Source organism: Streptococcus australis (assembly GCF_047463015.1).
GTDB lineage: Bacteria > Bacillota > Bacilli > Lactobacillales > Streptococcaceae > Streptococcus > Streptococcus australis_F.
This window is the reverse complement of sequence record NZ_JASHER010000003.1, coordinates 157,781-184,038: the sequence shown is the minus strand read 5'-3', so window position 1 is coordinate 184,038 and position 26,258 is coordinate 157,781. Positions and strand designations below refer to the sequence as shown.

Annotated in this window: 29 protein-coding genes and 1 other annotated feature; of the genes, 5 read left to right on the top strand and 24 right to left on the bottom strand. The window is 40.7% G+C overall.

All coding sequences use genetic code 11. The features are described from left to right. Positions 1-45: 45 nt before the first annotated feature. From QM873_RS04575 to QM873_RS04515, 13 genes are all read right to left on the bottom strand, one after another. Entirely contained in the window at positions 46-753 is a 708-nt protein-coding gene (locus QM873_RS04575) for a B3/B4 domain-containing protein (RefSeq protein ID WP_414278895.1), read from the bottom strand. Next, entirely contained in the window at positions 750-1,214 is a 465-nt protein-coding gene (locus QM873_RS04570; RefSeq protein WP_287515927.1) for a MarR family winged helix-turn-helix transcriptional regulator, read from the bottom strand. The genes QM873_RS04575 and QM873_RS04570 overlap by 4 nt, the downstream gene beginning before the upstream one ends. 116 nt (positions 1,215-1,330) lie before the next feature. Then, on the bottom strand, positions 1,331-2,299 hold the full coding sequence (locus QM873_RS04565; RefSeq protein WP_006596065.1) for a YihY/virulence factor BrkB family protein: 969 nt from the start codon (positions 2,297-2,299) through the stop codon (positions 1,331-1,333). 88 nt (positions 2,300-2,387) lie between these two features. Beyond that, entirely contained in the window at positions 2,388-3,248 is an 861-nt protein-coding gene (locus tag QM873_RS04560) for a methionyl aminopeptidase (protein ID WP_414278894.1), read from the bottom strand. 18 nt (positions 3,249-3,266) lie between these two features. After that, complete coding sequence (spxR, locus tag QM873_RS04555) at positions 3,267-4,544, bottom strand: CBS-HotDog domain-containing transcription factor SpxR (RefSeq protein WP_195549946.1); 1,278 nt, start codon at positions 4,542-4,544, stop codon at positions 3,267-3,269. Beyond that, positions 4,537-5,088, bottom strand: coding sequence for a GNAT family N-acetyltransferase (locus QM873_RS04550; RefSeq protein WP_048688090.1), 552 nt, complete (start codon positions 5,086-5,088; stop codon positions 4,537-4,539). The genes spxR and QM873_RS04550 overlap by 8 nt, the downstream gene beginning before the upstream one ends. A 12-nt stretch (positions 5,089-5,100) precedes the next feature. After that, complete coding sequence (locus QM873_RS04545; protein WP_414278893.1) at positions 5,101-6,363, bottom strand: UDP-N-acetylglucosamine 1-carboxyvinyltransferase; 1,263 nt, start codon at positions 6,361-6,363, stop codon at positions 5,101-5,103. A 238-nt stretch (positions 6,364-6,601) separates the two neighbouring features. Then, on the bottom strand, positions 6,602-6,808 hold the full coding sequence (gene copZ / locus QM873_RS04540; protein WP_006596060.1) for a copper chaperone CopZ: 207 nt from the start codon (positions 6,806-6,808) through the stop codon (positions 6,602-6,604). Between the two features lie 48 nt (positions 6,809-6,856). Continuing rightward, a complete protein-coding gene (locus tag QM873_RS04535) occupies positions 6,857-9,085 on the bottom strand; it encodes a heavy metal translocating P-type ATPase (protein ID WP_414278892.1) in 2,229 nt (742 codons plus the stop codon). Next, positions 9,082-9,516 (bottom strand): CopY/TcrY family copper transport repressor, encoded by a 435-nt coding sequence (locus QM873_RS04530; protein ID WP_048716931.1) that lies wholly within the window; start codon positions 9,514-9,516, stop codon positions 9,082-9,084. The genes QM873_RS04535 and QM873_RS04530 overlap by 4 nt, the downstream gene beginning before the upstream one ends. A 305-nt stretch (positions 9,517-9,821) precedes the next feature. Then, a complete protein-coding gene (gene metK, locus QM873_RS04525) occupies positions 9,822-11,012 on the bottom strand; it encodes a methionine adenosyltransferase (protein WP_048716930.1) in 1,191 nt (396 codons plus the stop codon). A 193-nt stretch (positions 11,013-11,205) separates the two neighbouring features. Next, positions 11,206-12,015, bottom strand: coding sequence for an ABC transporter permease (locus QM873_RS04520; RefSeq protein WP_414278891.1), 810 nt, complete (start codon positions 12,013-12,015; stop codon positions 11,206-11,208). A gap of 192 nt (positions 12,016-12,207) precedes the next feature. Then, complete coding sequence (locus QM873_RS04515) at positions 12,208-12,657, bottom strand: hypothetical protein (RefSeq protein WP_414278890.1); 450 nt, start codon at positions 12,655-12,657, stop codon at positions 12,208-12,210. A 702-nt stretch (positions 12,658-13,359) separates the two neighbouring features. Between QM873_RS04515 and QM873_RS04510 the strand changes: the two genes are divergently transcribed. Genes QM873_RS04510 through QM873_RS04495 form a run of 4 tightly spaced genes read left to right on the top strand, consistent with a single transcriptional unit; the run spans position 13,360 to position 16,306 of the window. After that, positions 13,360-14,040 (top strand): amino acid ABC transporter permease, encoded by a 681-nt coding sequence (locus tag QM873_RS04510; protein ID WP_411399852.1) that lies wholly within the window; start codon positions 13,360-13,362, stop codon positions 14,038-14,040. Then, positions 14,000-14,677 (top strand): amino acid ABC transporter permease, encoded by a 678-nt coding sequence (locus QM873_RS04505; RefSeq protein WP_048716919.1) that lies wholly within the window; start codon positions 14,000-14,002, stop codon positions 14,675-14,677. The genes QM873_RS04510 and QM873_RS04505 overlap by 41 nt, the downstream gene beginning before the upstream one ends. Position 14,678: 1 nt before the next feature. After that, the gene (locus QM873_RS04500; RefSeq protein WP_129269452.1) at positions 14,679-15,437 is read left to right on the top strand and encodes an amino acid ABC transporter ATP-binding protein; all 759 of its coding nucleotides are present in this window, start codon (positions 14,679-14,681) and stop codon (positions 15,435-15,437) included. 11 nt (positions 15,438-15,448) lie between these two features. Further along, positions 15,449-16,306 carry a cysteine ABC transporter substrate-binding protein gene (locus QM873_RS04495; RefSeq protein WP_006596048.1) on the top strand — a complete coding sequence of 286 codons (858 nt, stop codon included), beginning with the start codon at positions 15,449-15,451 and terminating at the stop codon, positions 16,304-16,306. 57 nt (positions 16,307-16,363) lie between these two features. Here QM873_RS04495 and QM873_RS04490 read toward each other — a convergent pair whose 3' ends face one another. The 7 genes from QM873_RS04490 to QM873_RS04460 form a co-directional block, all read right to left on the bottom strand. After that, positions 16,364-16,603 (bottom strand): hypothetical protein, encoded by a 240-nt coding sequence (locus QM873_RS04490; protein ID WP_154853257.1) that lies wholly within the window; start codon positions 16,601-16,603, stop codon positions 16,364-16,366. Between the two features lie 91 nt (positions 16,604-16,694). Then, the gene (locus QM873_RS04485; protein ID WP_129821973.1) at positions 16,695-17,162 is read right to left on the bottom strand and encodes a deoxycytidylate deaminase; all 468 of its coding nucleotides are present in this window, start codon (positions 17,160-17,162) and stop codon (positions 16,695-16,697) included. Between the two features lie 133 nt (positions 17,163-17,295). Then, positions 17,296-17,655 (bottom strand): 50S ribosomal protein L20, encoded by a 360-nt coding sequence (gene rplT, locus QM873_RS04480; RefSeq protein ID WP_000124834.1) that lies wholly within the window; start codon positions 17,653-17,655, stop codon positions 17,296-17,298. Positions 17,656-17,704: 49 nt separating this feature from the next. Continuing rightward, positions 17,705-17,905: a 50S ribosomal protein L35 gene (gene rpmI / locus QM873_RS04475; protein WP_003003453.1), complete on the bottom strand. Its 201-nt coding sequence runs from the start codon at positions 17,903-17,905 to the stop codon at positions 17,705-17,707. 33 nt (positions 17,906-17,938) lie between these two features. Further along, positions 17,939-18,469: a translation initiation factor IF-3 gene (gene infC, locus QM873_RS04470; protein WP_006597373.1), complete on the bottom strand. Its 531-nt coding sequence runs from the start codon at positions 18,467-18,469 to the stop codon at positions 17,939-17,941. A gap of 15 nt (positions 18,470-18,484) precedes the next feature. Next, positions 18,485-18,615: a sequence feature (ribosomal protein L20 leader region), on the bottom strand. A gap of 20 nt (positions 18,616-18,635) precedes the next feature. After that, positions 18,636-19,319 carry a (d)CMP kinase gene (cmk, locus tag QM873_RS04465; protein WP_195347923.1) on the bottom strand — a complete coding sequence of 228 codons (684 nt, stop codon included), beginning with the start codon at positions 19,317-19,319 and terminating at the stop codon, positions 18,636-18,638. Between the two features lie 10 nt (positions 19,320-19,329). Beyond that, positions 19,330-19,770 (bottom strand): SAG1386/EF1546 family surface-associated protein, encoded by a 441-nt coding sequence (locus QM873_RS04460; RefSeq protein WP_129821971.1) that lies wholly within the window; start codon positions 19,768-19,770, stop codon positions 19,330-19,332. A gap of 45 nt (positions 19,771-19,815) precedes the next feature. Here QM873_RS04460 and QM873_RS04455 point away from each other — a divergent pair, with 45 nt between their 5' ends. Beyond that, on the top strand, positions 19,816-20,013 hold the full coding sequence (locus QM873_RS04455; protein WP_006596042.1) for a ferredoxin: 198 nt from the start codon (positions 19,816-19,818) through the stop codon (positions 20,011-20,013). Here QM873_RS04455 and QM873_RS04450 read toward each other — a convergent pair. From QM873_RS04450 to QM873_RS04435, 4 genes are all read right to left on the bottom strand, one after another. Continuing rightward, positions 20,010-20,498: an EbsA family protein gene (locus tag QM873_RS04450; RefSeq protein WP_006596041.1), complete on the bottom strand. Its 489-nt coding sequence runs from the start codon at positions 20,496-20,498 to the stop codon at positions 20,010-20,012. The two genes, QM873_RS04455 and QM873_RS04450, sit on opposite strands and share 4 nt — an antisense overlap. 128 nt (positions 20,499-20,626) lie before the next feature. Continuing rightward, positions 20,627-23,149: an LTA synthase family protein gene (locus QM873_RS04445; protein ID WP_414278889.1), complete on the bottom strand. Its 2,523-nt coding sequence runs from the start codon at positions 23,147-23,149 to the stop codon at positions 20,627-20,629. After that, entirely contained in the window at positions 23,149-24,897 is a 1,749-nt protein-coding gene (locus tag QM873_RS04440; RefSeq protein WP_414278888.1) for a rhamnan synthesis F family protein, read from the bottom strand. Before QM873_RS04440 ends, QM873_RS04445 begins: the two co-directional genes overlap by 1 nt. 1 nt (position 24,898) lies before the next feature. Then, a complete protein-coding gene (locus tag QM873_RS04435; protein WP_414278887.1) occupies positions 24,899-26,248 on the bottom strand; it encodes a glycosyltransferase family 2 protein in 1,350 nt (449 codons plus the stop codon). Between the last annotated feature and the right edge of the window lie 10 nt (positions 26,249-26,258).

Here is a 26,258-nt window from a genome sequence, read left to right as displayed (position 1 = left end):
TACACAGAAAAACCGTCAGAACTCTTATGGCTCTGACGGTATTTTTTATACTTCCAGACTAGCTTCTTGGGCGCTCAAATAAGAGATTTTTCCTTCCACACCAAAATAGTCCTTGACCAAGCCTTTTAATTCGTCCATCGCTTCTTTGGCCCGTTCTGCTTGCTCTTCAGTCACTGCCTCCATCACAAGAATAGCCTGTCGCGTTTCTTCTGTCAGCATGGTTCTTTGGGCTTCCCGCCAGTTTAAACAACGGCAAACAGCTCCCTCTTGATCATAATAGATAATCTCTTCCGGCAAAGCTGGAGCATCCTCCTCCGCTCCTAGCGGGAAGAATGGCTCTCCCCCCTTGGCTTTTCCTAAAGATAAGCCTCCAGCTATCTTTTCCATATCCTCACCACCACAGGGGATAGCATAGGCTAGCGAAACACTATTGTAGAGATCAACCAAAGGATTAATGGGATAAAACTCCCGTCCTTGCGACACACGTTTCAATAAGGCTTCGATTGACGAACGTGCACCTTTTTTGGTCTTAAATTTAGTAAAAGCCTGACGCCATTCCTGAACGACTGGACTAGCAGTGAACTGATCTTCATCAATATATTCTTTTGATCGTACGATTCCCTTGTCGAGCAGATCCTTAAAATAAGGATCCTTGCTCTCGTCAACATGATTGTCGATACCTTCTACTGTCATCACCACTACTTGTGCTTGGGGAAACAAGTCCCAAAATGCTTGATCTACTGAAACTTTCATTTCTTTTCCTCACTATAATTTCTTTTTCGACCTTTTTTCACTAGCTCCCAATCCGCTGCAACATTTTTACTCATTTTAGCAAGCCATTCTTCTAGTTGAAGGATTTCTGGCTTTGAAAATCCCTTTAAGGCAGTCTTCTCAGAATAAGCATGCTCAGCAAGGATAAAAGGATAAAGCGCTTGTCCCTTTTCCGTTAGAATCCATTTTTTTATCTTTTGATTGGAAGAATCAGTTAATTCTCGGATGAGACCTTTATCAGCTAATTTTTTAACAGAGCGGGCTACTGTTGAGCGATCCACTTTTAATAAATCGGATAACTCCTCTTGAATGATCCCTGGTTGCTCCCCGATCCGTACTAAATATAGGTATTGACCTCTTGCCAGATCCAAATCTCGGAACTCAATATTGGCAATCGAATCTAAGGCTCGGGCTATGATGCCAATCTCTCTTAGAACCTTCATCTATTCCTCCTTTCTTTATGAATGATTCTATCACATTTTTATTGCAAATGCAACAAAAATAACAACCAGAAAAAAGCCGGCTGAAAACCGGCTTGCTCCTATTTTATTCTTTAACATCAGTCCTGTTTTTTTCTCAAGTTTTTAAGATGGAAACGACGCTTGAGAGAAGCTTCCTTTTGGTGAAAAGCTACCTTAGAAGACTTGTACTTGGCTACCACATCCCCATCTTTTGTTTCAAATCTCGCTTCAATCGCATATTGAATACTAGCATTTAAGATACAGCCAATAATCAACACCTTAGCTACCAGGATAAACCAGAACATAATGATTGCTAAAAGGACTGACCCGAAGAAACGAGCATCTAGGAAACTCGTGATGTAGTGATCAACATATTTCCAGAAAATATTCAAGGTCAAATAAAGGACTGCTGTCACAAAGATGGCTCCTGGAAAGACATAGCGAAACTTAGGAATTTTGATATTGGGTAGGGTGTAATAGAGCAAGAGCAAGGTTAAAAAGAGAAGGAAGTAAACCGAAGGTCCTGAAATATTTAAGAGACGAAGGTAGATACTTTCATCAAACTTAAAAATCTCATAGACAGAACGAATAATCATCCGGCCAAACATGGTCAAAACCAGAGATAGACCAAACAGACCTTGCAGAGCAAAACTAATCAAAATACTGAAGATTCTCGACCAGATAATCCCCCTCTCCTTCTCCACTCCATAACTTTTATTGAAGGCTCTCTGCAGGTAAGCGATACACTGTGAGGAGACCCATAAAGCCGAAATGATGGAGAAACTCAGTAAACCAGTAGACGGCTTAGTAAGCACTGATGAAATCACTTGCAAGACAATGCGGTACATGGAGGCAGGTAATACTTCACGCAAGGTCAGCAAAATCTGAGTCGGACGAATCTGAAAGTAAGGGAGAATATTGGCTGCAATCAACAATAAAGGGAGAATGGAAATCAATAAATAATAGGCCACTGCTATACTTGTGATGTCCGATTCAGAGGCCATATAAAAGCGCAAGAACCCCTTTATAAACGGTCGTTGGCCTAGCCATTTTAGAAACTTTTTCATATCTTTCCTCCCCTAAACAAAGTCATAAAAAGAGAAAAGAGCGAAACCGTTATTTATCTTCAGCTCCATTCTTTCCTCTCTACTTATTTTAATAGGTTCCTTCTTCGCCTTGACTGGTCAAAATAACCGGTCCATCTTTAGTAATAACAAACTGATGTTCGTACTGACAAGAAAGTCCACCGTCAAGGGTTTTGTGGGCCCAACCTGTCTTCATATCGGTATCGATTTCCCAAGTTCCGGTATTAATCATTGGTTCAATGGTGAGTACCATCCCTTCACGTAAGCGCAAGCCACGTCCTGCACGTCCGTAATGAGGCACCATTGGTTCTTCATGCATAGTTGGTCCTACACCGTGACCGACCAAATCGCGTACTACACCATAACCTTTGCTTTCAGCATATTCTTGAATCGCAGCTCCGATATCACCTAGACGATTTCCGACAACCGCTTGTTCAATCCCCCTATAGAGACATTCTTTGGTGACATCCATGAGATCTTTGACTTCTTGGGAAACATTCCCAACTGCATAGGACCAGCAAGAATCAGCCAAACCACCAGAGTAGTTTTCTGTATACTTTTTCACCTGTGCAACATTATCAAAGTCCAACTTTGAGACATCAACAACAGACTTGTCTAAGGGTTCAGACAAGACCATATCCACCTTTAAGAGGTCACCATCTTTTAAGACATAGTGGCGAGGAAAGGCGTGAGCTACCTCATCATTGATCCCACAACATGTCGCATAGGGATAGTCCATCAGACTTCCTTCTACACCGATCTGAAGGGGCAAGACATTGGCTTCTTTACAGCGACGTCGAACATACTCTTCTACTTCCCACAGATCGAGACCTGGTTTGATCAAATCCCGAAGGCCAATATGGATACTAGCAAGAAAGTCTCCTGCTCGGTCCATAGCTTCGATTTCACGCTGTGATTTCAATGTAATCATCTATTTCCTACTTCCATTCTAATTAATTTTCAAAGTGACGGTGGCCTTGGTAACTAACTGTAAATTCAAATACAAATCAAAATCTATAATAGCCGATCGTCTAGTCTGTCGGACAATACGCGTTTCAATCCGCAAGGTATCGTCCACTTGAACAGCTTGGAGGTAATAGACCAAGAGCTGTTCGATGATTAAATTTTTCCCAGAATTCATCATGAGCTGGCGAGTGACTGTTGTTAGAACTTCAGTGAGAACGCCATTCGAGAGAACACCACTCTTTTCTAACATACTTGGTTCAACCGTAAATTCAAAATGATTGGCTTGCAGAACTACTTTTTGACTGATTTGTTCACTGAAGGTTGGCAAGCCCGACAATTGCTCCTTGCTCATCCGGTCCATGACCGCACGACGAGTAATAACCCCTAACAGGGTCTGATTGCTCCGAATAACAGGGATCATCTCAAAATCTTCTGCAATCATGCGTTGACTGACATTGGCGATACTAGAGGATAGGTTTGTCGTAAAGACGCTACGGGACATGACCTTGTCCAGAGTTGTCTGGGGCGTCTTGTCTCCGGCATCTCGCATGGTCACCACTCCAACAACCATCTGGTGTTGATTGACGACAGGAAAACGACTAAACCGGCTCTTTCTTACCAAATCTAAATAGTCACGTACGGTATCTGTTTCCCGTAAAAAACCATATTCATGCATGGGCGAATAGACTTGTTCCACTGTTAAAATATCTGTCTTGATTTGCATATTGGCTAGGGCCCGGTTGATCATGGTCGCAACAGTATAGGTATCATGCTTGGTACGTAGGATAGGAGTTTGACCACTGCGACCCAGTTCCAAAATAGAAGGATCGACGTCAAAACCACCGGTTACAAGAACAGCATTGTCGTGTTGGAGGGCCAGACGTTGGATATTGGTCCGGTCTCCCACAATGAGGAGTCCACCTTCAGAGACATAGTCCAAAATATGCTCTTCTGTCATGGCCCCGATATAAAACTTGTTGAACTCTCGTTCCAGCCCTTCTTTTCCTGCCAATACTTCCGAACCGGTAATTTCTACAATCTCTCGGAAAGTCAGATGTTCTAGGACAGCCTTTTTGGACTTGACACGAACTGTCCCACTACGAGGTCTCGTTTCAACAATTCCACGATTTTCAGCTTCTTTAATCGCCCGATAAGCGGTCCCATCACTCACCTGCAAATAATTCGAGATACTTCTCACACTGACACGTTTGCCAATGGGTAGTTTCTCCAAATAATCTAAAATCGCCTGGTGTTTACTCATTGAGATCTCCTCTATCTATGCAGAACTCGTAATAATCCCGCATCTTTCGGGTATAGCGGTCACTCCCCTTGAATTGCCGTTTCAAACTATAACCGGCATGTAAAGCCACCTGTTGACTGGCTATATTTTCAACATGGGTAATGATTCGGACTTGTTTGAGATGAAATTCCTGAAAGGACAAGAAGGTAATCTCTTTGACAACCTCTGTCATGAGGCCTTGACCCCAATAGTCCTTGTGTAAGAAATAACCAAGTTCTGCTTCTTTCTTAATTTCATCCAACTTTTCAAACTTAATCGATCCAATCACACGGTCTGTTCCCTTGTCACAAATCGCCCATATTCCTAAAGGATTCTTTAGAAAATAATTGGCCAAGACATACTGGCATTCCTCTAGGGACGTTTGTGCTGGGAAAATAAAAGGCAAATTCTCTGGATTGGAGGATATGGTATAAAAGTCAGCGGCATCACTATATAGAAAGGGCCTCAAGAAGAGGCGCTCTGTTTCAAAACATGAAAATGCTGCTAGTTGCGTCCAAATGTTCATAAAAATCGTTCGTTATGCTTCATCAATCAGCTCGATGTCAGCTCCCAATTGTTGCAATTTTTCAATAATATGCGAATAGCCGCGAAGGATAAACTCAATATTGGTAATCTCCGTTCTACCCTGAGCCATCAAACCGGCAATCACCAAGGCAGCCCCTGCACGCAAGTCTGTCGCCTTAACTGGAGCTCCTGTTAATTGGTTTGGTCCTTGGTAAACAATGCGATCACCAACTGTTTCAATGGTCGCTCCCATGCGCATCAGTTCAGCCACATGGTTGACCCGCTTTTGATAAATAGTATCTACGATGCTTCCCTTTCCATTAGCTGTCAAGAGCAATGGAGTCAAGGGTTGTTGCAAGTCAGTTGCAAATCCAGGGTAAGGAGAAGTTTTAATGTGAACAGCTTTCAGATTTTCTTGCTTTTCAACAAACACACTATCCTCAGAAATCGTCATCCGAACACCCATCTCTTCCAGCTTAGCGATAAAGCTTTCCAAGTGTTCATAAAGGACATTGTTGATTTGAATCCCTTCTCCAACAGCTGCAGCAAGGGCGATATAGGTCCCTGCTTCGATGCGATCTGGAATCACTTGGTGACGTGTCCCGTGGAGAAAGTCTACTCCTTCAATCGTAATGATATCTGTACCTGCGCCACGAATGTGAGCCCCCATATTATTGAGAAGGGTCACGACGTCAATAATCTCAGGTTCACGAGCAGCGTTTTCAATAACAGTACGACCTTCCGCTTTAACAGCCGCTAGAATGGTATTAATAGTTGCTCCAACGCTAACCGTATCCATATAGATAGCTGCGCCATGGAGACGCTCCCCATTTGTGGAAAGGTTCATACTCGAACCATCCATGGTCATCTTAGCGCCCATCGCCTCAAAGGCTTTCAAATGCAGATCAATGGGACGTGGACCTAAATCACATCCCCCTGGTAAACCTACAGTTGCCTGGCCATAACGTCCCAAAAGACTTCCGTAGAAATAGTAAGAAGCGCGAAGACTGTTGATCTTTCCAAATGGCATTGGCATATCTTGTACACCACGCGGATCGATAATAAGAGTCTCCCCATCTCGCTCCACCTTTGCCCCCATGAGGTTCATAATGTCAATCAAGCTAGCCACATCTGAAATATCTGGAACACCATCAAGGGTCACAATTTCGTCTGCTAAAATAGTTGCTGGAATGAGGGCCACCACACTATTTTTTGCACCACTAATGGTCACCTCACCTTTTAATGGGCGACCACCATTAATTATAATTTTTTTCATGTAAATTTGTATAAGCTCTTTCAATCATTCGGTAAAAAATTACCGCATCTATTATATCATAAAAACGCTTCATTTTCCACTACTTCTTATCTTTTGATCGGTCTATCCAATCCTTAGAAAACATCAACTATATGTTTTACTATTTTTTTATATTTTTGCTTGCAAGCCTAATTTATTTATGTGTTCTCTTGTTGTTTTTTTAAAAAAGGCAGCCCTTTTCGGACCGCCTTTCCTGACTTTATTTCACTTCATTTCCTAATTCATATTTACTGCCTTTTAAAGCTCGACTCAAAGACCATTTCCAAGGTTTCCCTTCAATGGTTACTTGTTTTTTCTCTAAATCAACTTTTACTTCTTCCACACCTTTTACTGCGGATAATTTTTCAGTGACAGCATTGGCACAACCTTGGCATTTCATTCCACTAATTTCGTATGTTTTTGACATAATTATTTTCCTTTCTTTTACTCGAGGAGGTAACTTTTCTCCTAGTTCTTACAATTTTTTTCTCTTTAATCTGAGAGCATTCAGTACAACCGATACTGAACTAAAACTCATGGCTAGACCTGCTAACATCGGGTTTAAGAGCGGGCCACCAAAGAGATAGAGAAGCCCCATCGCCACCGGAATGGCTAAAACATTGTAGATAAAGGCCCAGAACAAGTTTTCCTTGATGGTCTTAATCGTGTAACGACTAATTTCCAAGGCTCGGACAACATCCATCAATTGCGGTTTCATGACGACGATATCGGCACTTTCCATAGCGATATCTGTCCCAGATCCCATGGCAATCCCGATATCCGCAGTTGCAAGAGCTGGTGCATCGTTGATTCCATCTCCCACCATGATCACAGACTTGCCTTCTGCTTGCAATTCTTGGATCACCCGAGATTTTTCTTGTGGAAGGACTTGACTAATGACCTGGTGGATTCCAGCCTTCTTGGCAATAGCCTGAGCAGTCCGTTCATTATCCCCAGTCAGCATGATGACCTTCTTGCCCATTTTTTCTAGGCTAGCAACCATTTCTAAACTATCTTCCTTGATCCGGTCTGCTACCCCAAAAAGGGCCATGAGTTGTCCATCTTCAGCTAAGAAAATCGGGGTTTGTCCATCCTGAGTTAAGTCCTCCAAGTCAGCCTTGGCAAGATGAATATCGATTCCTTCCTCATCCATGAGCGTTTGATTCCCAGCCAGATAAACCTTCCCACCATAGTTAGCAGTGAGGCCCCTTCCTGTTAGACTAGAGAAGTTTTCCATCTCTAATAAGTCTATATGCTCTTCTTTCGCAGCATCCAAAATAGCTTGTCCCAATGGATGTTCGGACTTGGCTTCCAGAGAAGCTAGGACTTGTAAGGCATGGTTCGTTTGACCATAGGTATAGGAAGAAGACAACTGAGGTTTACCTTGAGTGATGGTCCCCGTTTTATCAAAGACCAAGACTTGTGCTTGATGGGCCAACTCAAGGACATCCCCTCTCTTGTAGAGGATTCCATGCTCTGCCCCTAAGCCTGTGCCCACCATAATGGCTGTCGGAGTCGCCAAGCCTAGGGCACATGGACAGGCAATGACCAAGACACTGATCGTAACCGTCATAGCAAAGGTGAAAGTTTCACCCATGATAAAGTACCAAAAGAGGCCTGATAAGAGGGCAATCCCCATGACTACAGGGACAAAGACTCCTGCCACTTGATCCGCAATCTTGGCAATCGGTGCTTTGGTTTGTTGGGCATCTTCCACCAGCTGAATGATTTGTGCTAGCAAGGTATCTCGACCAACTTTTTCAGCCTGATAGACCAAGCTTCCTTGCCCATTAATGGAACCAGCGTAAACTGGACTGCCTTCCGTTTTTTGGATGGGGATAGATTCACCCGTCAGCATGCTTTCATCAATGGCTGATTGTCCGGAAACCACTTGACCATCAACGGCTATTTTTTCACCTGGTTTGACCAGGATCTGATCTCCAATGACCAAGTCTTCTACAGGTAGTTTCACTTCCTTTCCATCACGTAGGACCGTTGCCTCTTTAGCCGCCAGATGCATGAGCTTTTTGATAGCTTGAGAAGTACGCCCTTTTGATAATGTTTCAAAATACTTACCCAAAGTAATCAAGGTTAAAATCACGGCTACAGATTCAAAATAAAGCTGGTGCACGTGATGGTGGTGGCCAAGCAAAATGTGATAAGTCCCATAAAGACTATAAAGAAAGGCTGCACTAGTCGCTAAAGCTACCAAAGCATCCATATTGGGATGGCCTTTTAGAAGGGTTCGGAAGCCATTTCGATAAAAGGCTCGACCGAAAACCATCACAGGGATGGTCAAGGCCAAAAGTACAAGAGTATAAGCCACAGGTGCTTGATCAGGTGAAACAAATGCAGGTGCCGGTAGGCCAATCATGGGCCCCATTGCTAGATAAAAGAGAGGCAGGGTGAAGACGGAAGACCAAAAGAGGCGTTTTCGGATCACTTGTAGCTTGTCACCTTCTCGCTCTTCTTGGCTCTTAGCTGTATCTGGATTGTATACTACTGCCTCATAACCGGCGTCCGCTACTGCTTTTGAAATAGCCTCTGGACTCAAAGGTTCCCCCTGATATTCAACCGTCATTTTTTCAGTGGTTAGGTTGACTGTCGCTTTTTCAACACCCTCAAGATGGTTAACAGCTTTCTCCACATTGATCACACAGGATGCACAGGTCATCCCATTGACGACAAAAGTTTCTTCTTTCATTTATCTTCCTCCACATGACTGGCACAGTGACACTGGCCAGGTTGGCAATCACATTGAACCCGCTCCACGCTCACTTTCGAAGCCAGGAGGTCTTGCAACCCCTTCATTTGCTCCTCGGTCATAGGGGTTTGCTGGATTAATCGCTCCAATATGTGACCATGCTTGGTCAAGCAGATCTTACTAAAAACTTCATTGACAGCTGTAAAATTTGCCTCTTCTTCATTGAGGATGGCCTGATACAAATAGGTTCGACCTTCTCTTCGACTTGTCAAATAGCCCTTATCTGCCAATCGTCCTAAGAGGGTTTTCACCGTCGAAGCTGACCAGTCCTGCTTGGTGGAGAGAATCTTGGTTATTTCTGTAGAAGTCGCTTCCCCCTTAGTCCAGAGAACTCTCATGACTTCCCATTCCGCACTTGAAATCTTTGCCATTCTTTTACCTTTCTAGCTCTCATCAAGAACAATTAATTTACATTTGTAGTTTCATTATACACCTTCCATTTTGTTTGTCAATAGTTTTGTTTACATTTGTAGATTAATTTCATAAAAAGAGAGTGGGACAGAAATCGGTAATTCGTTAGAATTCGATTTCGTCGTCCCACCTCCGCACAGTTGAGTAGGGCTGTAAAAGCTGATGAAATCAGCGTAGTAGAGCCCACTCAACCACTGCGTTTTGTTCGATAATCCAAAGACAATTGAGAGGCTAGGACTTTTGTCCCAGCCTCCTTTCTATCTCCTTAGTTAACTGCTTCTTTCAAGGCTTCTACCTTGTCCAAACGTTCCCATGGTAGATCGATATCAGTACGTCCCATATGTCCATAAGCCGCTGTTTGACGGTAGATTGGACGTTTGAGATCCAACATTTGAATAATCCCTGCAGGACGAAGGTCAAAGATTTGACGCGCTGCTGCTTCTAATTTGCTTTCAGCAACTGTTCCTGTACCGAAAGTATCGATACGAACAGATACAGGGTGAGCCACCCCAATCGCATAAGCCAATTGCACTTCTGCTTTCTTAGCAAGACCTGCAGCAACAATGTTTTTAGCGATATAGCGAGCTGCATAAGAAGCTGAACGGTCCACCTTCGTCGCATCCTTACCTGAGAAGGCACCACCACCGTGACGTGAGTAACCACCATAGGTATCTACGATAATCTTCCGCCCCGTCAAACCTGAGTCTCCTTGAGGTCCTCCGATAACGAAACGACCGGTTGGATTGATGAAGAATTTAGTCTCATCATCCAGGTAAGAAGCTGGAATCACTTCCTTGATGACCTTATTGATCACATCCTGGTGGATTTGTTCATTGCTGACATCTGGATCGTGTTGAGTTGAAATAACCACCGTATCCACGCGCACTGGCTGGTCATTTTCATCATACTCAACAGTGACTTGTGACTTGGCATCTGGACGAAGGTAACTGATTTCACCAGACTTCCGAAGCTCTGCCAACCGACGAACCAACTTGTGACTGAGTGAAATTGGTAATGGCATGAGTTCTTCTGTTTCATCCACCGCAAAACCAAACATGAGACCTTGGTCACCTGCACCAATCAAGTCAAGTGGATCTTGGTCTGCGTTTCCACGGACTTCCAAAGCTTCATTAACCCCTTGAGCGATATCAGGAGATTGTTCCACCAAAGATGGGTGGACTCCCACTGTTTCAGCCGAGAATCCATACTCAGTGTTTGTATAACCAATCTCTGCAATGGTATCACGAACCACACGGTTAATATCGACATAAGCTGTAGTTGAAATCTCACCAAAGACATGCACGGAACCAGTATAAACAGCTGTTTCTGCAGCCACGTGTGCTTCTGGATCTTGCTCTAAAATAGCATCCAAAATAGCATCTGAAATTTGGTCTGCAATCTTATCTGGATGCCCCTCAGATACCGATTCAGACGTGAATAATTTACGTTCTGACATAAAAATGTCCCCCCTTAAAAAATAATCGTTATAGAGTTACAAAGAACTGGTAGATGCTTTCTACCACCTTATCGGGACCATATAACTTAACTATTATATCACGATTTTGCACCAGTATTCCTTTTTTTATAAAAAGAAAAAGATATAGTTTGAAACTATATCTTTTAACTTAACCTCTTTCCAACTCTAATTCCTACAGTAGCAAAGTCCCTATTAATACAAGGACAGTTGAAATCATAGATGGAATTTGAATAGCTAACCAAGCTGGATCACCAGCAAAAAGCATGGAGGCAAAATAGAGAGCTACTGAAACAAATAGCATCGTCTTATTAGCCGTTTTTGTTCCAATACCAAGTAAGACTGTCGCAGCAATATAACAAGTAAGGTAATAGCCCAAAAAGATCAAAAAGACAATCGCCCATCCTCCCATTAACACAGCAGTACCTATCAAAAGCATCAGTAAGCCCATGTTTACGAAAAATACAAGAGTTAGAAGGCCCCTATTAGGAACAGAATTTTCTGGGGCTTGTTCCGCCATTGATGGCTGAGCAGGATTTTCTGGACCTTGATCCGCCATCTGTGGTTGAACAGGATTTTCTAGACCTTGATACGTCATTGGTGGCTGAACAGGATTATCTAGGCCTTGTTCCATCATTGGTGGCTGAGCAGCATTTTCTAGGCCTTGATCCGCCATTGGTGGCTGAGCAGGATTTTCTGGACCTTGATCCGCCATTTGTGGTTGAACAGGATTTTCTAGATCTTGATACGTCATTGATGGCTGAATAGCATTTTCTGGAACTGGCGTTGCCATTGGTGGCTGAGCAGAATTTTCTGGACCTTGCCCCATCATTGGTGGCTGAGCAGGATTTTCTGGACCTTCCCCCTCCATTGGTGGCTGAGCAGGATTTTCTGGACCTTCCCCCATCATTGGTGGCTGAACATATTTTTCAGGCATTCCGTTTTTGTTTTGGTTTGTTTCACAATTTAGCTGTTGATCTGTCATAATTTTCTCCTGACATTTTTCTAAAATATTTTGCCTTTCTTAAAAAGCTGGAATTAACGATTTTCTATGTGATATTCACTGAATCCTTCCATCCATCTAATGACATTTTAAAAATATACAAGTTGATAGAATTTCTTGACTCGATAAGATCATTGATCAAGCAAATACTGATTTAAAAGAGTTTCTCCCTTCTTAATATCTCAATACTTCTTTATCTTCTTTCGCTAGGATTGTTCCTATTAAAACGAGAATAGATAAAACTATCGGTGCAATTCGGAAAACTCCCCAGTCTGGATCATAAGCTAAAATAATGGACAGTATATAAAGTACGAAACTCGTATAGAGTAGCGTTTTATTCCCTTTCTCCATCCCTATTCTAAGAAAAATGGCTCCAATAACAATACTTAATAAGTTTGGTCCTAGAAAAATTAAAATGAAAAGTCCCCAAGCATTACCCGAAAGTGCAAAGTAAGAGATAAACAATACAAGATAGATAATGGATAAGTAAAAGGCGACTGAAAGAAGAATGGAGGTAAATTTGATTTTTGTTGGATAATTCTTAATAGGTGCCGTATTAAAACCATCTCCACTCATCCTAATCCTATCTTTATTTTCTTCAAAATTATTCTGCTGATATGGCATAGCTTTCTCCTTTCCTTTTCTTATTATTTTATTTATGTTTTCTTTTAAAACAATTAAACACTATTCCATCATTCTTTTCATTATATCCATCTATTCAATACTATCTCTTAAAAATTAATTTCAAGAGGAAGCTTTAGCCTATCTAAACTACAAGTTCTCTTTATTCTTTATTTTATCCTTTTATCCCATAGAATTGCTCCTAGTAAAATGTCGATGACCAAACAAACTGAGATAAACTGTAATGGAAGGATTGGATACCTGGTATGCTCTTTTCTAATCGAAGAACATCATCGTACCCGATCCATTTTCATTACCTGCTATCCAAACAGTCGAAATATAAAGATAGGTTACAAAATAAATTAGCTCGGATACCATTTATTTCTAGACATTTATTTCACTCCACTTTCAAAGTAAAGTATAAATTGATTTATTACCTCTCATTATACCACAATTTGTAACCGCTTCCTCCATGTTTTCTCGCTATATAAAAAAGATAGGATTTTACGCCCTATCTTCTATTTATACCCCATTTGATAATCTATTGCATCGGCTATGATGAGTGATAAATTTTATCTATCAGCTTGATAAATTTTCCATATTATTCAAATGTTTTTTTTCGTGTTACAATGTGACAGTATTATTTTCTAATCAGTAAGGTAGCATTTCTTTTTTCCTTGCTCATTAGAGAGGAGGAAATCATTTTTGGATTGGTCAATTGTTGAACAATACTTTCCACTCTATCAGCAGGCATTTATCTTGACCTTCCACATTGCTGTATGGGGGATTTTAGGTTCATTTCTTTTAGGATTGATTGTCAGTATCATCCGACATTATCGTCTACCGATTTTAAGTCAACTAGCTGGCTGTTACATCGAACTTTCTCGAAATACACCGCTCTTGATTCAGCTCTTCTTCCTCTACTTTGGATTGCCAAGGATAGGAATCGTCCTTTCTTCAGAAGTCTGTGCAACGATTGGTCTCATCTTTTTAGGTGGTTCCTATATGGCTGAGTCCTTCCGAAGCGGTCTAGAAGCTGTCAGCCAAACCCAGCATGAAATCGGTCTCTCCATTGGACTAACACCCAGACAGGTCTTTCGCTATGTGATTCTACCGCAAGCGACCGCAGTGGCTCTGCCTTCCTTTAGTGCCAATGTCATTTTCCTGATTAAAGAGACCTCTGTATTCTCTGTAGTCGCTTTAGCTGACCTCATGTATGTCGCAAAAGATTTGATCGGACTCTATTACGAGACAGATATCGCCCTGACCATGTTGGTCATTGCCTATCTACTTCTCTTGCTACCGATTTCACTTCTCTTTAGTTGGATAGAAAGGAGATTACGCCATGCAGGATTCGGGAATCCAAGTACTCTTTCAGGGAAATAATCTCCTTCGGATACTCCAAGGCTTGGGCGTGACCATTGGAATTTCCATTATCTCTGTCTTCCTATCCATGATCCTTGGAACTTTACTCGGAATCGTGATGACTTCCCATTCAAAAGTCATTCGTCTGCTCACTCGCTTTTATCTGGAATTTATCCGGATTATGCCCCAGTTGGTCTTGCTCTTTATCGTATACTTTGGTTTGGCCCGCAATTTCAACATAAACATTTCCGGTGAAAGTTCAGCCATTATCGTCTTTACCCTTTGGGGAACGGCTGAGATGGGAGATTTAGTCCGAGGGGCCATCACTTCTCTTCCAAAACACCAGTTTGAAAGTGGACAAGCCTTAGGATTAAGCAAGGTCCAACTATACCGCTACATCATCATCCCACAGGTTCTCAGACGCTTGCTTCCGCAAGCTATTAACCTGATTACCCGTATGATAAAGACAACCTCCTTAGTGGTCCTCATCGGGGTTGTAGAAGTTACCAAGGTCGGCCAACAAATCATCGATAGCAACCGCCTGACCATCCCAACCGCTTCTTTTTGGATTTATGGAACCATTTTAGTCTTGTACTTTATTGTCTGCTTCCCTATTTCCAAATTAGCAGGACTGTTAGAAAACCACTGGAGGAATTAATATGTCTGAAACCATTTTAGAAATCAAGGACCTAAAAAAATCCTTTGGAGACACTCCTATCCTCCAAGGGCTTTCCCTCAAGGTTCAAAAAGGGGAGGTCGTGGTGATCTTGGGACCTTCTGGTTGTGGTAAGAGTACCCTCCTTCGTTGTATCAATGGCTTAGAAACTATCCAAGCTGGCGATATCCTCTTGGATGGTCAATCCATTACAAAAAACCAAAAAGACTTCCACCTGGTCCGCCAAAAGATTGGGATGGTCTTCCAAAGTTATGAACTCTTCCCCCATTTAGACGTCCTCCAAAACTTGATTCTTGGTCCTACAAAAGCTCAAGGACGAGCTAAAGAGGAAGTCATCAAGGAAGCAGAAGAGTTACTGGAACGGGTCGGTCTCTTGGAGAAGAAACATAGCTACGCAAGGCAGTTGTCTGGTGGACAGAAGCAACGGGTAGCCATCGTCCGCTCCCTCCTCATGCATCCAGAAATTATCCTCTTCGATGAGGTGACAGCCTCTCTAGACCCTGAGATGGTGCGGGAAGTCCTAGAACTCATCAACGACCTGGCTCAAGAAGGACGGACCATGATTCTGGTGACCCACGAGTTACAGTTCGCACAAGCTATTGCCGATCGAATCATTTTCTTGGATCAGGGCAAAATTGCCGAAGAAGGAAGTGCTCACTCCTTCTTTACCAACCCACAAACCCAACGAGCACAAGAATTTTTAAATGTATTTGACTTTAGCCAATTTGGCTCATATCTATAAAGGAGATTTTTATGAAATTCATTAAACCAATTTTAGTTCTTTTTACCTTCGCTCTCGCTTTGCTCTTTATCACTGCATGTGGCTCTAGCAAGTCATCATCTTCTTCTACCGGCTCTAAAGCACGTACTATTGAAGAAATCAAGAAAAGTGGCGAGCTTCGTATCGCAGTCTTTGGAGACAAAAAACCTTTTGGTTATGTTGATAATGATGGATCCTACCAAGGTTACGATATCGAACTAGGAAACCAATTAGCTAAAGACCTTGGTGTCAAACCGAAATATGTATCAGTGGATGCGGCTAACCGTGCGGAATACTTGATCTCCAATAAAGTGGATATCACATTAGCCAACTTCACCGTAACTGATGAGCGGAAGAAACAAGTAGACTTCGCCCTTCCTTACATGAAGGTTTCACTCGGTGTGGTGTCTCCTAAAGATAAGGTCATCACAGATGTGAAACAATTGGAAGGAAAAACCTTGATCGTAACCAAGGGAACTACTGCTGAAACCTACTTCGAAAAGAACCATCCAGAAGTAAAACTTCAAAAATATGACCAATACAGCGATGCCTATCAAGCTCTCCTAGATGGACGTGGTGATGCCTTCTCAACAGACAACACAGAAGTACTTGCTTGGGCTCTTGAAAACAAAGGATACGAAGTTGGAATTACTTCACTTGGTGATCCAGATACTATCGCACCAGCGGTTCAAAAAGGGAACAAAGAACTCCTCGATTTCATTAACGATGACATTCAAAAGCTTGGAAAAGAAAACTTCTTCCACAAAGCTTACGAGAAAACTCTTCACCCAACCTACGGAGATGCTGCAAAAGCAGATGACCTCGTTGTTGAAGGTGGCGAAGTGAAATAACAAATAAAGACTCTATCGCAATGATAGAGCCTTTTTTCTTGTCAAAAACTATTTTCCCTAGTATCCTTTGGTCGTTTCACCCAAAAGAAAGCACCCAGTAGGATATCGATGGCTAAACAGAAAGAGAGGATCTGTAGTGGCCACAGCCAGCCATAATAGAATCTGAATGATTGACAACCAGATAATAGGGGGATTCTCTCCGTTTCCAGGCTCTCTGGATAAGAGCATAAATACTTGAAAAAGAGCCCCAAGAACATAGACTAGTAAGAGAATGAGGTAGCAAATTTTACGGTTCATCACAATCTCCTCCCTCTAGACGAATCAGTGAAGCGTGATCTCAAAAATAAGCTTTCAATTTAATTGTAGGTAGTGAGACAGCAATCCATTTTTAAATAAAGTCTGCCTCTGCAATGGCTTCTTTCACAACGTCCAATGGGAGGTGGACTAGTTCTACTTCTTTTTCACGGTAGAGGTACTCAGCATACTCATCAATACGGTATTGATGGATATAAACCACCCGCTTGCAGCCAACTTGAAGCAGCTGCTTGGTACAATTGAGGCAGGGGAAATGGGTTACATAGGCTGTGAAACCTTTGGGAATCCCCCGTTCCGCTCCCTGTAAAATGGCATTGACCTCTGCATGGAGGGTCCGAACACAGTGTCCCTCCACCATGAGGCAGTCATGATCCAAGCAATGCTCCGTACCAGAGACAGAGCCATTGTAACCCGTCGCAACCACCTTATGATCCTTGACCAATACAGCACCCACCTTGGCCCGCTTACAAGTTGCTCGATTTGATATTAACAAAGCCTGTGCTGCAAAATACTCATCCCAAGCTAATCGTTTATGTCCCACAGTCTTGTCCTCCTTCATGAACATTCTAAATTTTTTTCATTATAGCACGAAATCAGCAAGAAAAAAAGATGACACTGTCACAGCCGATTCCTTCACTCAAAGAAAAAGAGATCCATGCGGATCTCTTTATTAATTATTTACCAAGTTTTGCTTTAGCTGCATCTGCAAGAGCTGTGAAAGCTGCTGCATCGTTAACAGCCAAGTCAGCAAGCATTTTACGGTTAACTTCGATCTCAGCCAATTTCAAACCATGCATCAATTGTGAGTATGAAAGTCCGTTCATACGAGCTGCCGCATTGATACGTGTGATCCACAATTTGCGGAAGTCACGTTTCTTTTGACGACGGTCACGGTATGCATAGTAGTAAGAGTTCATTACTTGTTCTTTTGCAGTACGGAACAAGATGTGTTTAGCTCCATAGTAACCTTTAGCTAATTTAAGAATACGTTTACGACGTTTGCGTGATACAACGCCACCTTTTACACGTGCCATTTATATTTCCTCCAATATTTCCTAGAATTCTTTACTTACAAATACGCGATTATTTCAAGCGAGTAAGCATTGCTTTGATACGTTTGAAATCTCCTGCATGCACCATAGATGCTTTACGAAGATGACGACGTTGTTTCTTAGTTTTTCCGTGGAAACGGTGAGAAGTGTAAGCACGGAAACGTTTAAGTCCACCAGAACCTGTACGTTTGAAACGTTTAGCTGATGCGCGGTGTGTTTTTTGTTTTGGCATGATATTTTCTCCTTTTTTTAACTTTCTGACAGATTATTTCTTGTCAGTTGCTGGTGCCAACTGCATGAACATTTGACGACCATCCATTTTAGCACGTTGTTCGATGATAGCAATATCTTGAGTTGCTTCAGCGAAGTCGGCTAAAACTTTTGCCCCAATCTCTTTATGGGTGATCATACGACCCTTAAAGCGAATGGAAACCTTCACTTTGTTCCCTTTTTCAAGGAACTTGCGAGCATTGCGAAGTTTTGTATCGAAATCACCCTTGTCGATAACTGGGCTCAAACGAACTTCTTTCACGGTCACAACGCTTTGTTTTTTGCGTTGTTCTTTTTGTTTCTTCTGGTACTCAAATTTGAACTTACCGTAGTCCATAATTTTCGCAACAGGAGGTTTAGCTTGAGGTTGAATGAGAACCAAGTCCACATTAGCGTCGTCCGCAAGTGCTTGCGCTTCACCAAGTGGTTTGATACCCAATTGTTCGCCCTCAAGACCGATTAAGCGAACTTCACGTACACGAATTTCATCATTGATGAATAAGTCTTGCTTTGCTATGGTTTTCACCTCTTTTTTTATTTTAGAGAAAAACAAGAGCGGACTTGCTAACGCAAACCCGCACTACATGATTATAGTTCATTTCTGAAACTTGATCCGTAGGGGCCAGACAACGTTAGTCGCAAGGCGAGAAGTTCTCACTTCTGCTTTTCTCAACTTTTATATGATATCAAGTTTATGATGGATTGTCAAGGATTTTTTTTGCTTTTTCTTCAATAAATGCAACCACTTGATCAATCCCGACACCAGTCGTATCAAAATGAATGGCATCGTCTGCTGGTTTCAATGGCGAAACCTCTCGGTGACTGTCTTTGTAGTCCCGCTCAGCAATTTCTTTTTTCAATACTTCTAAATCTGTTTCAATGCCCTTGCTCAAATTTTCCTTATAGCGACGTTCTGCACGTTCTTCTACAGAAGCCACTAGGAAAATCTTCAATTCTGCATCTGGTAAGACAACCGTCCCAATATCACGACCGTCCATGACGATCCCACCTTGAGCAGCAATCTGTTGTTGCTGAGCTACCAAGCGCTCACGGACAGGAGCCAAGGCAGATACCCAAGAGACATTATTGGTCACTTCATTGTCACGAATTGGATGAGTCACATCGACATCAGCTACGAAGACTAATTGTTGCCCGTCTTCAGAGCGCCCAAAGCTCACAGGATATTGGTTCAGCAAATCAACCAACTGGTCAACATCTGCTTCGGTCAGATCATGACGAAGAGCCAGATAGGTCGCTGCGCGATACATGGCACCCGTATCGAGATAAGTGTAGCCTAAATTTTTAGCAATAATCTTAGCAACAGTTGACTTCCCGCTAGATGCAGGGCCATCAATCGCGATTTGAATCTGTTTCATAGCTTATCCTTTATTTAATCTTGACGACATCTCCTGGATTTGCATACCATGATCCAGTAGACATGTGAGATGGATTCAGTTGCTCTAATTCGGCGATCGAAATGCCAGCACGCGCCGCAATTGCTGCTTCTCCTTCACCAGCTAGGACTGTAATCGTACCTTCTTCAGATTCTTCTGCACTTGCTTCTTCTGTCTTTTCTGCAGCTGGAGCACTGCTTGCTGCAACGACTGTTGTTTCACCATTGTAGAAACCGCTCATTTGTTTCTTCTTATCGCTTCCACCTGTAGAAAGGTAAACTAAGAAGCAGACCATCGCTACAATAATAATAAAGAAAATAATCGCCAAGATGGTCAACAAGCGATCAGCTTTTATCCCATTTAATTTGTTTGTTCGTTTCAATGTTTCTTCTCCGTCATCATAAATTTCTTCTTCCCATGGCTCTTTCGGCATAACTTCCTCCTTGTGTTTTCCTGTTAAAATCATTACAATATAGATATGAAAATAACCTTAATACCTGAACGTTGTATCGCATGTGGCCTTTGCCAAACATATTCGGACATTTTTGACTATCACGATAATGGCATCGTTAAGTTCGCCTCTGAGGATGAACGATTGGAAAAGGAATTTCCTACCGATGCTTCTATCCAAGAAGCAGTTAAAAATTGTCCAACCCGAGCTCTTATCAAAGATTAAGAGCTTTTTTCATTATCTGCATAGTAGAGTTGATAATAGTCCACATGGATAAAGTTATCTGTCAACTCAATCTCACCCTTAAAATGATCATTCAAGGCTAAGGCATTGATAAAGTATTTTTTGGGCCACTTACGCATACAGAAGGTCCGACTTCTTGATCCATCGTTGAAAATTAACTTGATGGAATTCTTTGTAACTTCCACTTTTTCAATCGATGAAATCGGAACTTTTATAGGAGTTAATGGATTCGCCGTGATAATCCGTAAAATCCCATCATCGTAGATCGTAAAATAGCGATGCACTCCTACAGCCAGCAAGGCCATAAAGAGAAAGAATGAAAAGAGTACCACCGTCGGGATACTGGAACTCTCATACATTAGAGCTAGTCCAATAAAGACGGGTATAACCGATAATGACCAATAGGTAATCAGCATGGATAAATCAGGCTGCCAATGGTATCGGATTTTCCCAAAAATCTTAATCATATGCGGAACCCCCTCCTACTAGTTTAGCATAAAATCAACAAAAATAGAACAGGAAAGCCTGTTCTATTTTTAATAATTTAAGTTATCAAATAACCTGATCAAAACGGTAGGAAATTTGTAAGCATGAATCAATTTTTGGCAGTAGGTACTTTGAAGAAATCTTTTGATAAATAGCCTTTGCCACTAATCAAATCATATTCAACCATTTTGAGATCCTCAGCGATTTCCAACGCTTCTCCTTCTAAAGCTTTTTTGTCAACACTTGCTTTCTTCAACACTTCCGTCAAGAGAGCATAGTAAGGTGAGACTTTAGAGTTGGTCTGTTCAAAGACCATAGCAGAGAAATCACTCGAGTTGACTAAAGGATAGTCTAATTTAGGAGCATCGAAATTACTCCAAATAAAGTAGTCTGTTTGGTATTGACCTTCTGGATAGTTCTTAAAGGCAGATTCTGGATACAAACCAGGCAAATGATCTCCGTAAAAAACAACTGTAATCTTTTTATCGATTTTGGATAGCTTTTCTAGGAAATCTTGGGTGGCGCTATCAGTTTGGTATAGTAGACGACTGTAGAAGGTTAGTTTAGAGTTCTCCTCGTCGCTAAATCCATTTCCTTTTGCATCCAAAGTTTCTGGATTAGCTTCTAACCAAGGTGAGTGATTCTGCATAGTCATTACTGAAAAGAATTGTCCCTTTTGAGGAGTTATATTTTCTAGTACTAAATCGTAGGTAGATTCGTCACTTGGACTAATCCCTTCTTTTCTATATTTGATTCCCTTTGTATCCGTCGTAATAAAATCCTTAAAATCTAATCGAGAATAGACGATATCTCTCGAATAATTTGACTTCCCAGCGAGATGGATCGCGATCTTGTTATTCGTTTCATAAGAATTACTAATTGAGGGAACATTATGAATTTTTGGAAATACTTCTGTATACAAAACAGATACTGTTTGAGAAATATTATAAAAAGGTAGCCCCGTCAATGTTTGAAATTCCATATTGGCAGTTCCACCACCATAGCCATCTGATTGCATTTGGCCACTCGTGTGGTTACGCATAACGTTCTCAATATTAGGAATTGGATTTTGAGTTAATTCAACTCCTTCAATTTTTCTCGGATCTGAAAAACTTTCGCTTAAGACGTAAATAACCGTCTGATCATTCAAATAGTTTTGTCTCTCCTTATTTATACCATTCGCTAATTCATTGTACTTCGCTTCAATCTTAGCTATACGATCTTTTGAATAACCTTCAGGCTTCTGAATAACTTCCGTCGTCAATTGGTTCATCCAAACATATGTAAGTCCTTTATAGCGAGCATTGGAGGTATTCCCTAACCAATCGATGTCTTGATAATTATTGAGGGTGCTTATAATCGGAACATTCGATTTAATTTTCCCATTTTCTTTATCAGAAAAAACAGATGCTACGTTTATAAATAAGAGAAACATTGATAATACAAGTAGAACTTGTGCTTTCCAAGAAGAAATAATTTTTCCTTTGAAAAAGTACCTCATTCCAAGAAGAGAAAGAACCACAATTGCTACTAATCCACCAATTGTATATAGTATTTGAGAAGCATCAACAAAACCGAGTAAGGTAGCTGGCTTTGTTAACCATGTTAGATCACTCGGCAATACTGGCTCATTTCTCATTCCAAATTTGATAAAATTCGCAATGACAAAAGATACAGATACCAGTAAAATCAAACAAGAGGCTATCCAATACTGGTTGATAGCAATATAAACAAAGAAGATTATAGCTGTCAACACTAAAATTTGGAACAAGATCGCATCTGGGATTGTATAATGTATTCCTAAAAATGGTTCTGTTCTTCCTAAACTAAATTGGAAGAAATAATTTAGAACGATTGCAATAGTTACACTTGAGAAAAATGCTAATGATAAACTGGGTTTATTTTTCACGAAATCTCTTTGGCCTTTCGTATAGAAAAAACCAAATATGGAAAGAATCGGAAAAGCAAGCATTAAAAATTCATTTGTCATCCAAAACTGTTGAGCAGAATATTTACCAATTTCTAATGCTTTATACAAAAAATTATCTGTTCTGTATATTAATAACGAAAAATTCTTATCCGTTACGATAAATGTTATCAAAATCTGTGACAGTATAATGTATTGATAGTTATCTTTTATTTCTTCTAAATTCTTTTTTCTAGAAAATAATCCATCCGAATGATACCTATACAGAACAAGCATCATTGTTAATAAAAATAGGGTACCAATAACTACAAAGGAATCCGTTCTAAAAAAAGGATTTTTTTGAAAGTTCCAAACCTTATATTTGGGATTATTTAGAAACAGAGAAATTTCTGTAATATAAGAAAGTACATTATAAATTAAGTAACTAATCAGTAATTTCAGAGGAAACCATTTCTTAAAGTTAAAATGTGACATTAATACAATTAACAATAAAAAACTAATTCCAAACAATATTCCCAAATAGTTGACGTACTTAAGTACAGTCCCTGTCGCTTTGTTATGTATGGCTAAATTATTTTGCGCTAAATAAAAATTAAAAAAGAAAAATAAGACAAAGGTGATTACATAATAAAATTGAGTCCTTGAAATTTTGGATTTCAAGTTATTTAAAAACGTATAAAAATTAAACTTCTTTTTCCGTTTCATTATTTCACTTTCTTAACTATTCTTTTCACTATATATTTCACAGCTCTTGCTGGCCCGATCACGATATACTTTAAGGCTCCTTTAATCCCACCAATTTGATTAAAGTCCACGAAGGTATGTGGTTGGAGATCCTCTCGATTGTTCAACTGCTTATTATCGATAAATGGTGTGAGAACGTGTGGATTTTGGGAGATCCTAAAGTCATATTTTTGATCCCAGGCAATGTAGACTAATAAGCGTTCAATCGCATGAAGGATTGAATTTTGAGGAAGAGGTTCAGCTGGAACATCTGCTGCTGTCAAATTCAAATCAAAGAGTGGTTTCAAAGCATCATACTTAAACCAAACAAAGGTGCCATAGCTCATAACAAAAGTATTGAGATTTTTGAAATCAATAGTCTTGGTCGCTCCCATCCGTTGCCAGAGCTTGTTCATCTCTGGTGAAATGAGAGCTTCATTCCAGGCAACCACTATTCGATTGTATCGGAAGAAGGTTGGAATATCTGCGATGGTGATTCCAACTTTTGGATTGGCCTCCATATTGGCAAGGATTTGATCTGCCGGTTTAACCAACATATCAATCAATTCTTTCCGCCAAGATTCACCAGCCCAGAAATCTGCTTCTTTGGATTTCTTGGTATGAAAATGGCCGACATAATCATAGTGAGAGAGTTGCTCTTTTAAGAGCAACATTGGTAACACATCTCGTCCAATGTTTCCAGTCACCACGACTGTCGCAACTTGGGCCCGATTAGAAAGAATCTCCTCAATAGCCTGCTTCTTCTCTTCTACATCTGTCGTAATCCATAGATCAAAGTCAAAATGAAAAGCTTGGAAAGCATCTAGAAATTCTTCTAAGAGGTCCACATAAAAGACATGGAGATGAACCGCAACTTTTTTATCAAATGTGTCTCCTAAGTCTTGATCCTTCAAATACTTACGGGATAAGAGATAAGGATAGTCCGGACGGTCAATCATAGACATGTGGTTAAGAATCAAATCCAATGGATAGTTCGATACACGCTCCAATTCATCAAAAATATAAGGCATGATTCCTTCATTGTTCGCAATGGTTTTGACTTTGATGAAAGGAACCTTATGTTTGAGAATCGCTGTAGGATTGTAGTAAGAAAAGTCTGGATAGAGCATCCCCGTTGTATCTTCATGGATGGTATTAAAGACAGTTTTATAGCGAAAACCAGCATCCAAGAAATTCGTTGTGACCTTAGTCTCGTAGTTATCGATCACATCTTGGACATTGGTAAAGTCTTGAACGCCCTGCCAAAACTCATGGAAAGTACTTGATTCAATAACCTGTTTTTTAAAGCTAAGATAATAACTTTGAATATGCTCGTTAAAATCCTTGTCTTTCCGATAATTGGTCATCCCCCAAAAATCTACTTCAGGGTCATTTTCAAACTGCTGATAAATTGATTCTAAATCCCAAAGCGGTCCAAAGCAGGTATCATTCATGAGGGTAACAGAATCAAAGTGAGACAGTTGATCAAAGCCGACTTTCTTCATTCCATCCCGCCAAGCAGCGAAGTCAAAGCCACTATTTTGGCGCTCAAGAATATCATCCACCAACTGTTGGGAAGACAAATGATCCTTCACATCTTCTGGTAGCTGACTATTAGAGATAAAGACCACCCGTGAATACAAGGGACGAATTTTTTCTAATTGGTAGAGTACATGCCCACTAATAAAATTAAACTTATTGTAGTGAACATATAAAAGTAAACGTTGCATATTATTTCCTTATTCTTAAGAATTTCAAGATCTTTGTTGGAATGGTCCAACGGCGTGAATGGATGACTGTATTATATGCTTCTTTCGTAGCTTGTAACTCTGCCTCAAGATTTTTCAAACTATTTTGACAATCTAACATTTCGGCAGCAAAAACTTTTCCGATATAATCCGGTGCAGAGGGATTATCTATAGAAATCATTTTATAGCTCAGTTGATACACCCCTTCTTCTTCAACTTCATAAATCAATTGAGGATCCGGTTCGCTAAACAAATACAAATTATCAACAACAACGCCATTACTATAAACAGCTGAACAAACCTTACCTGACGAATCTTTCAATTCAACATCAGAATAATAACTTGGACGTTCCGAAAGATCCACTCGAATGACTGATGTTCCTTTCGGAATTTCGATTGTCAGGCAATCTTCTTTTTGAAGCAGTTTGGTCAAGGTACGATCTTCCGAATAGGTGTTTTCTTCATCTCCCAAATAAATCGTAACAGATTCCATCCCAATATGTGAAAGGGAGTCCATTGGTTTAGACAAGCGAATCTCATAAGTATTAGTACGATCTAAGAGAATTTTTGTCATCTCTTTAAAATCTGCATTTGGATATTTATCAAGATAGGCTAATTGAGTTTGCAGTAGCTTATGGAAGCGACGTTCCAATTTTCTAAAATCACAAGGACGAGAATCCGATCCTTGGTTGATAGTATAGGCAACCGTTGCTTCATCCAGATACGCTAAAGAAGTCCGTTGAAAGAGTTCCAGTTGTAGATTAAAGGTATCGTCTGATGTCGTAAGATCTAGCTCTTGATTGACTTCTAGCATCAGATCTCTATCTACTAGCCATGTAGAGGCCATGGTAAAGCCTCTAGTCGCAAGCATTTTTTCGTAGGTATCTGCTAATGGAATCGTATGATTAGCAAAGCCAGCCTTAGAAACAAAATTACCACGCTCATCATAGATATCAAAATCAGTATTGGACCATTTGCAATCCGGTTTACTTTCTAATAAGTCAACCTGTTTCTGCAGTTTTAAAGGCTCCAACCAAAAATCATCTCCGTCACAGCGGGCAATGTACTTCCCACGCGCTTCTTTACAGATAGAGACCCAGGTTTTGGCGATTCCCTGATTTTCATCCTGATAAAAAGCCCGAATTAGATTAGGGTAGTTTGCTTGATAGTCCTGAATAATAGAGCGAGATCCATCAGTTGAGGCATCATCCACTAAAATAATCTCAAAAGAAAACTCTGTTTGTTGGGCCAAGAAGCTGTCAATTGTCTTCTTTAGCCAGGGTTCTTTATTAAAAACTGTACAAATTATCGAAACAAAAGGCGTCGTTTCCATATCTCCCTCA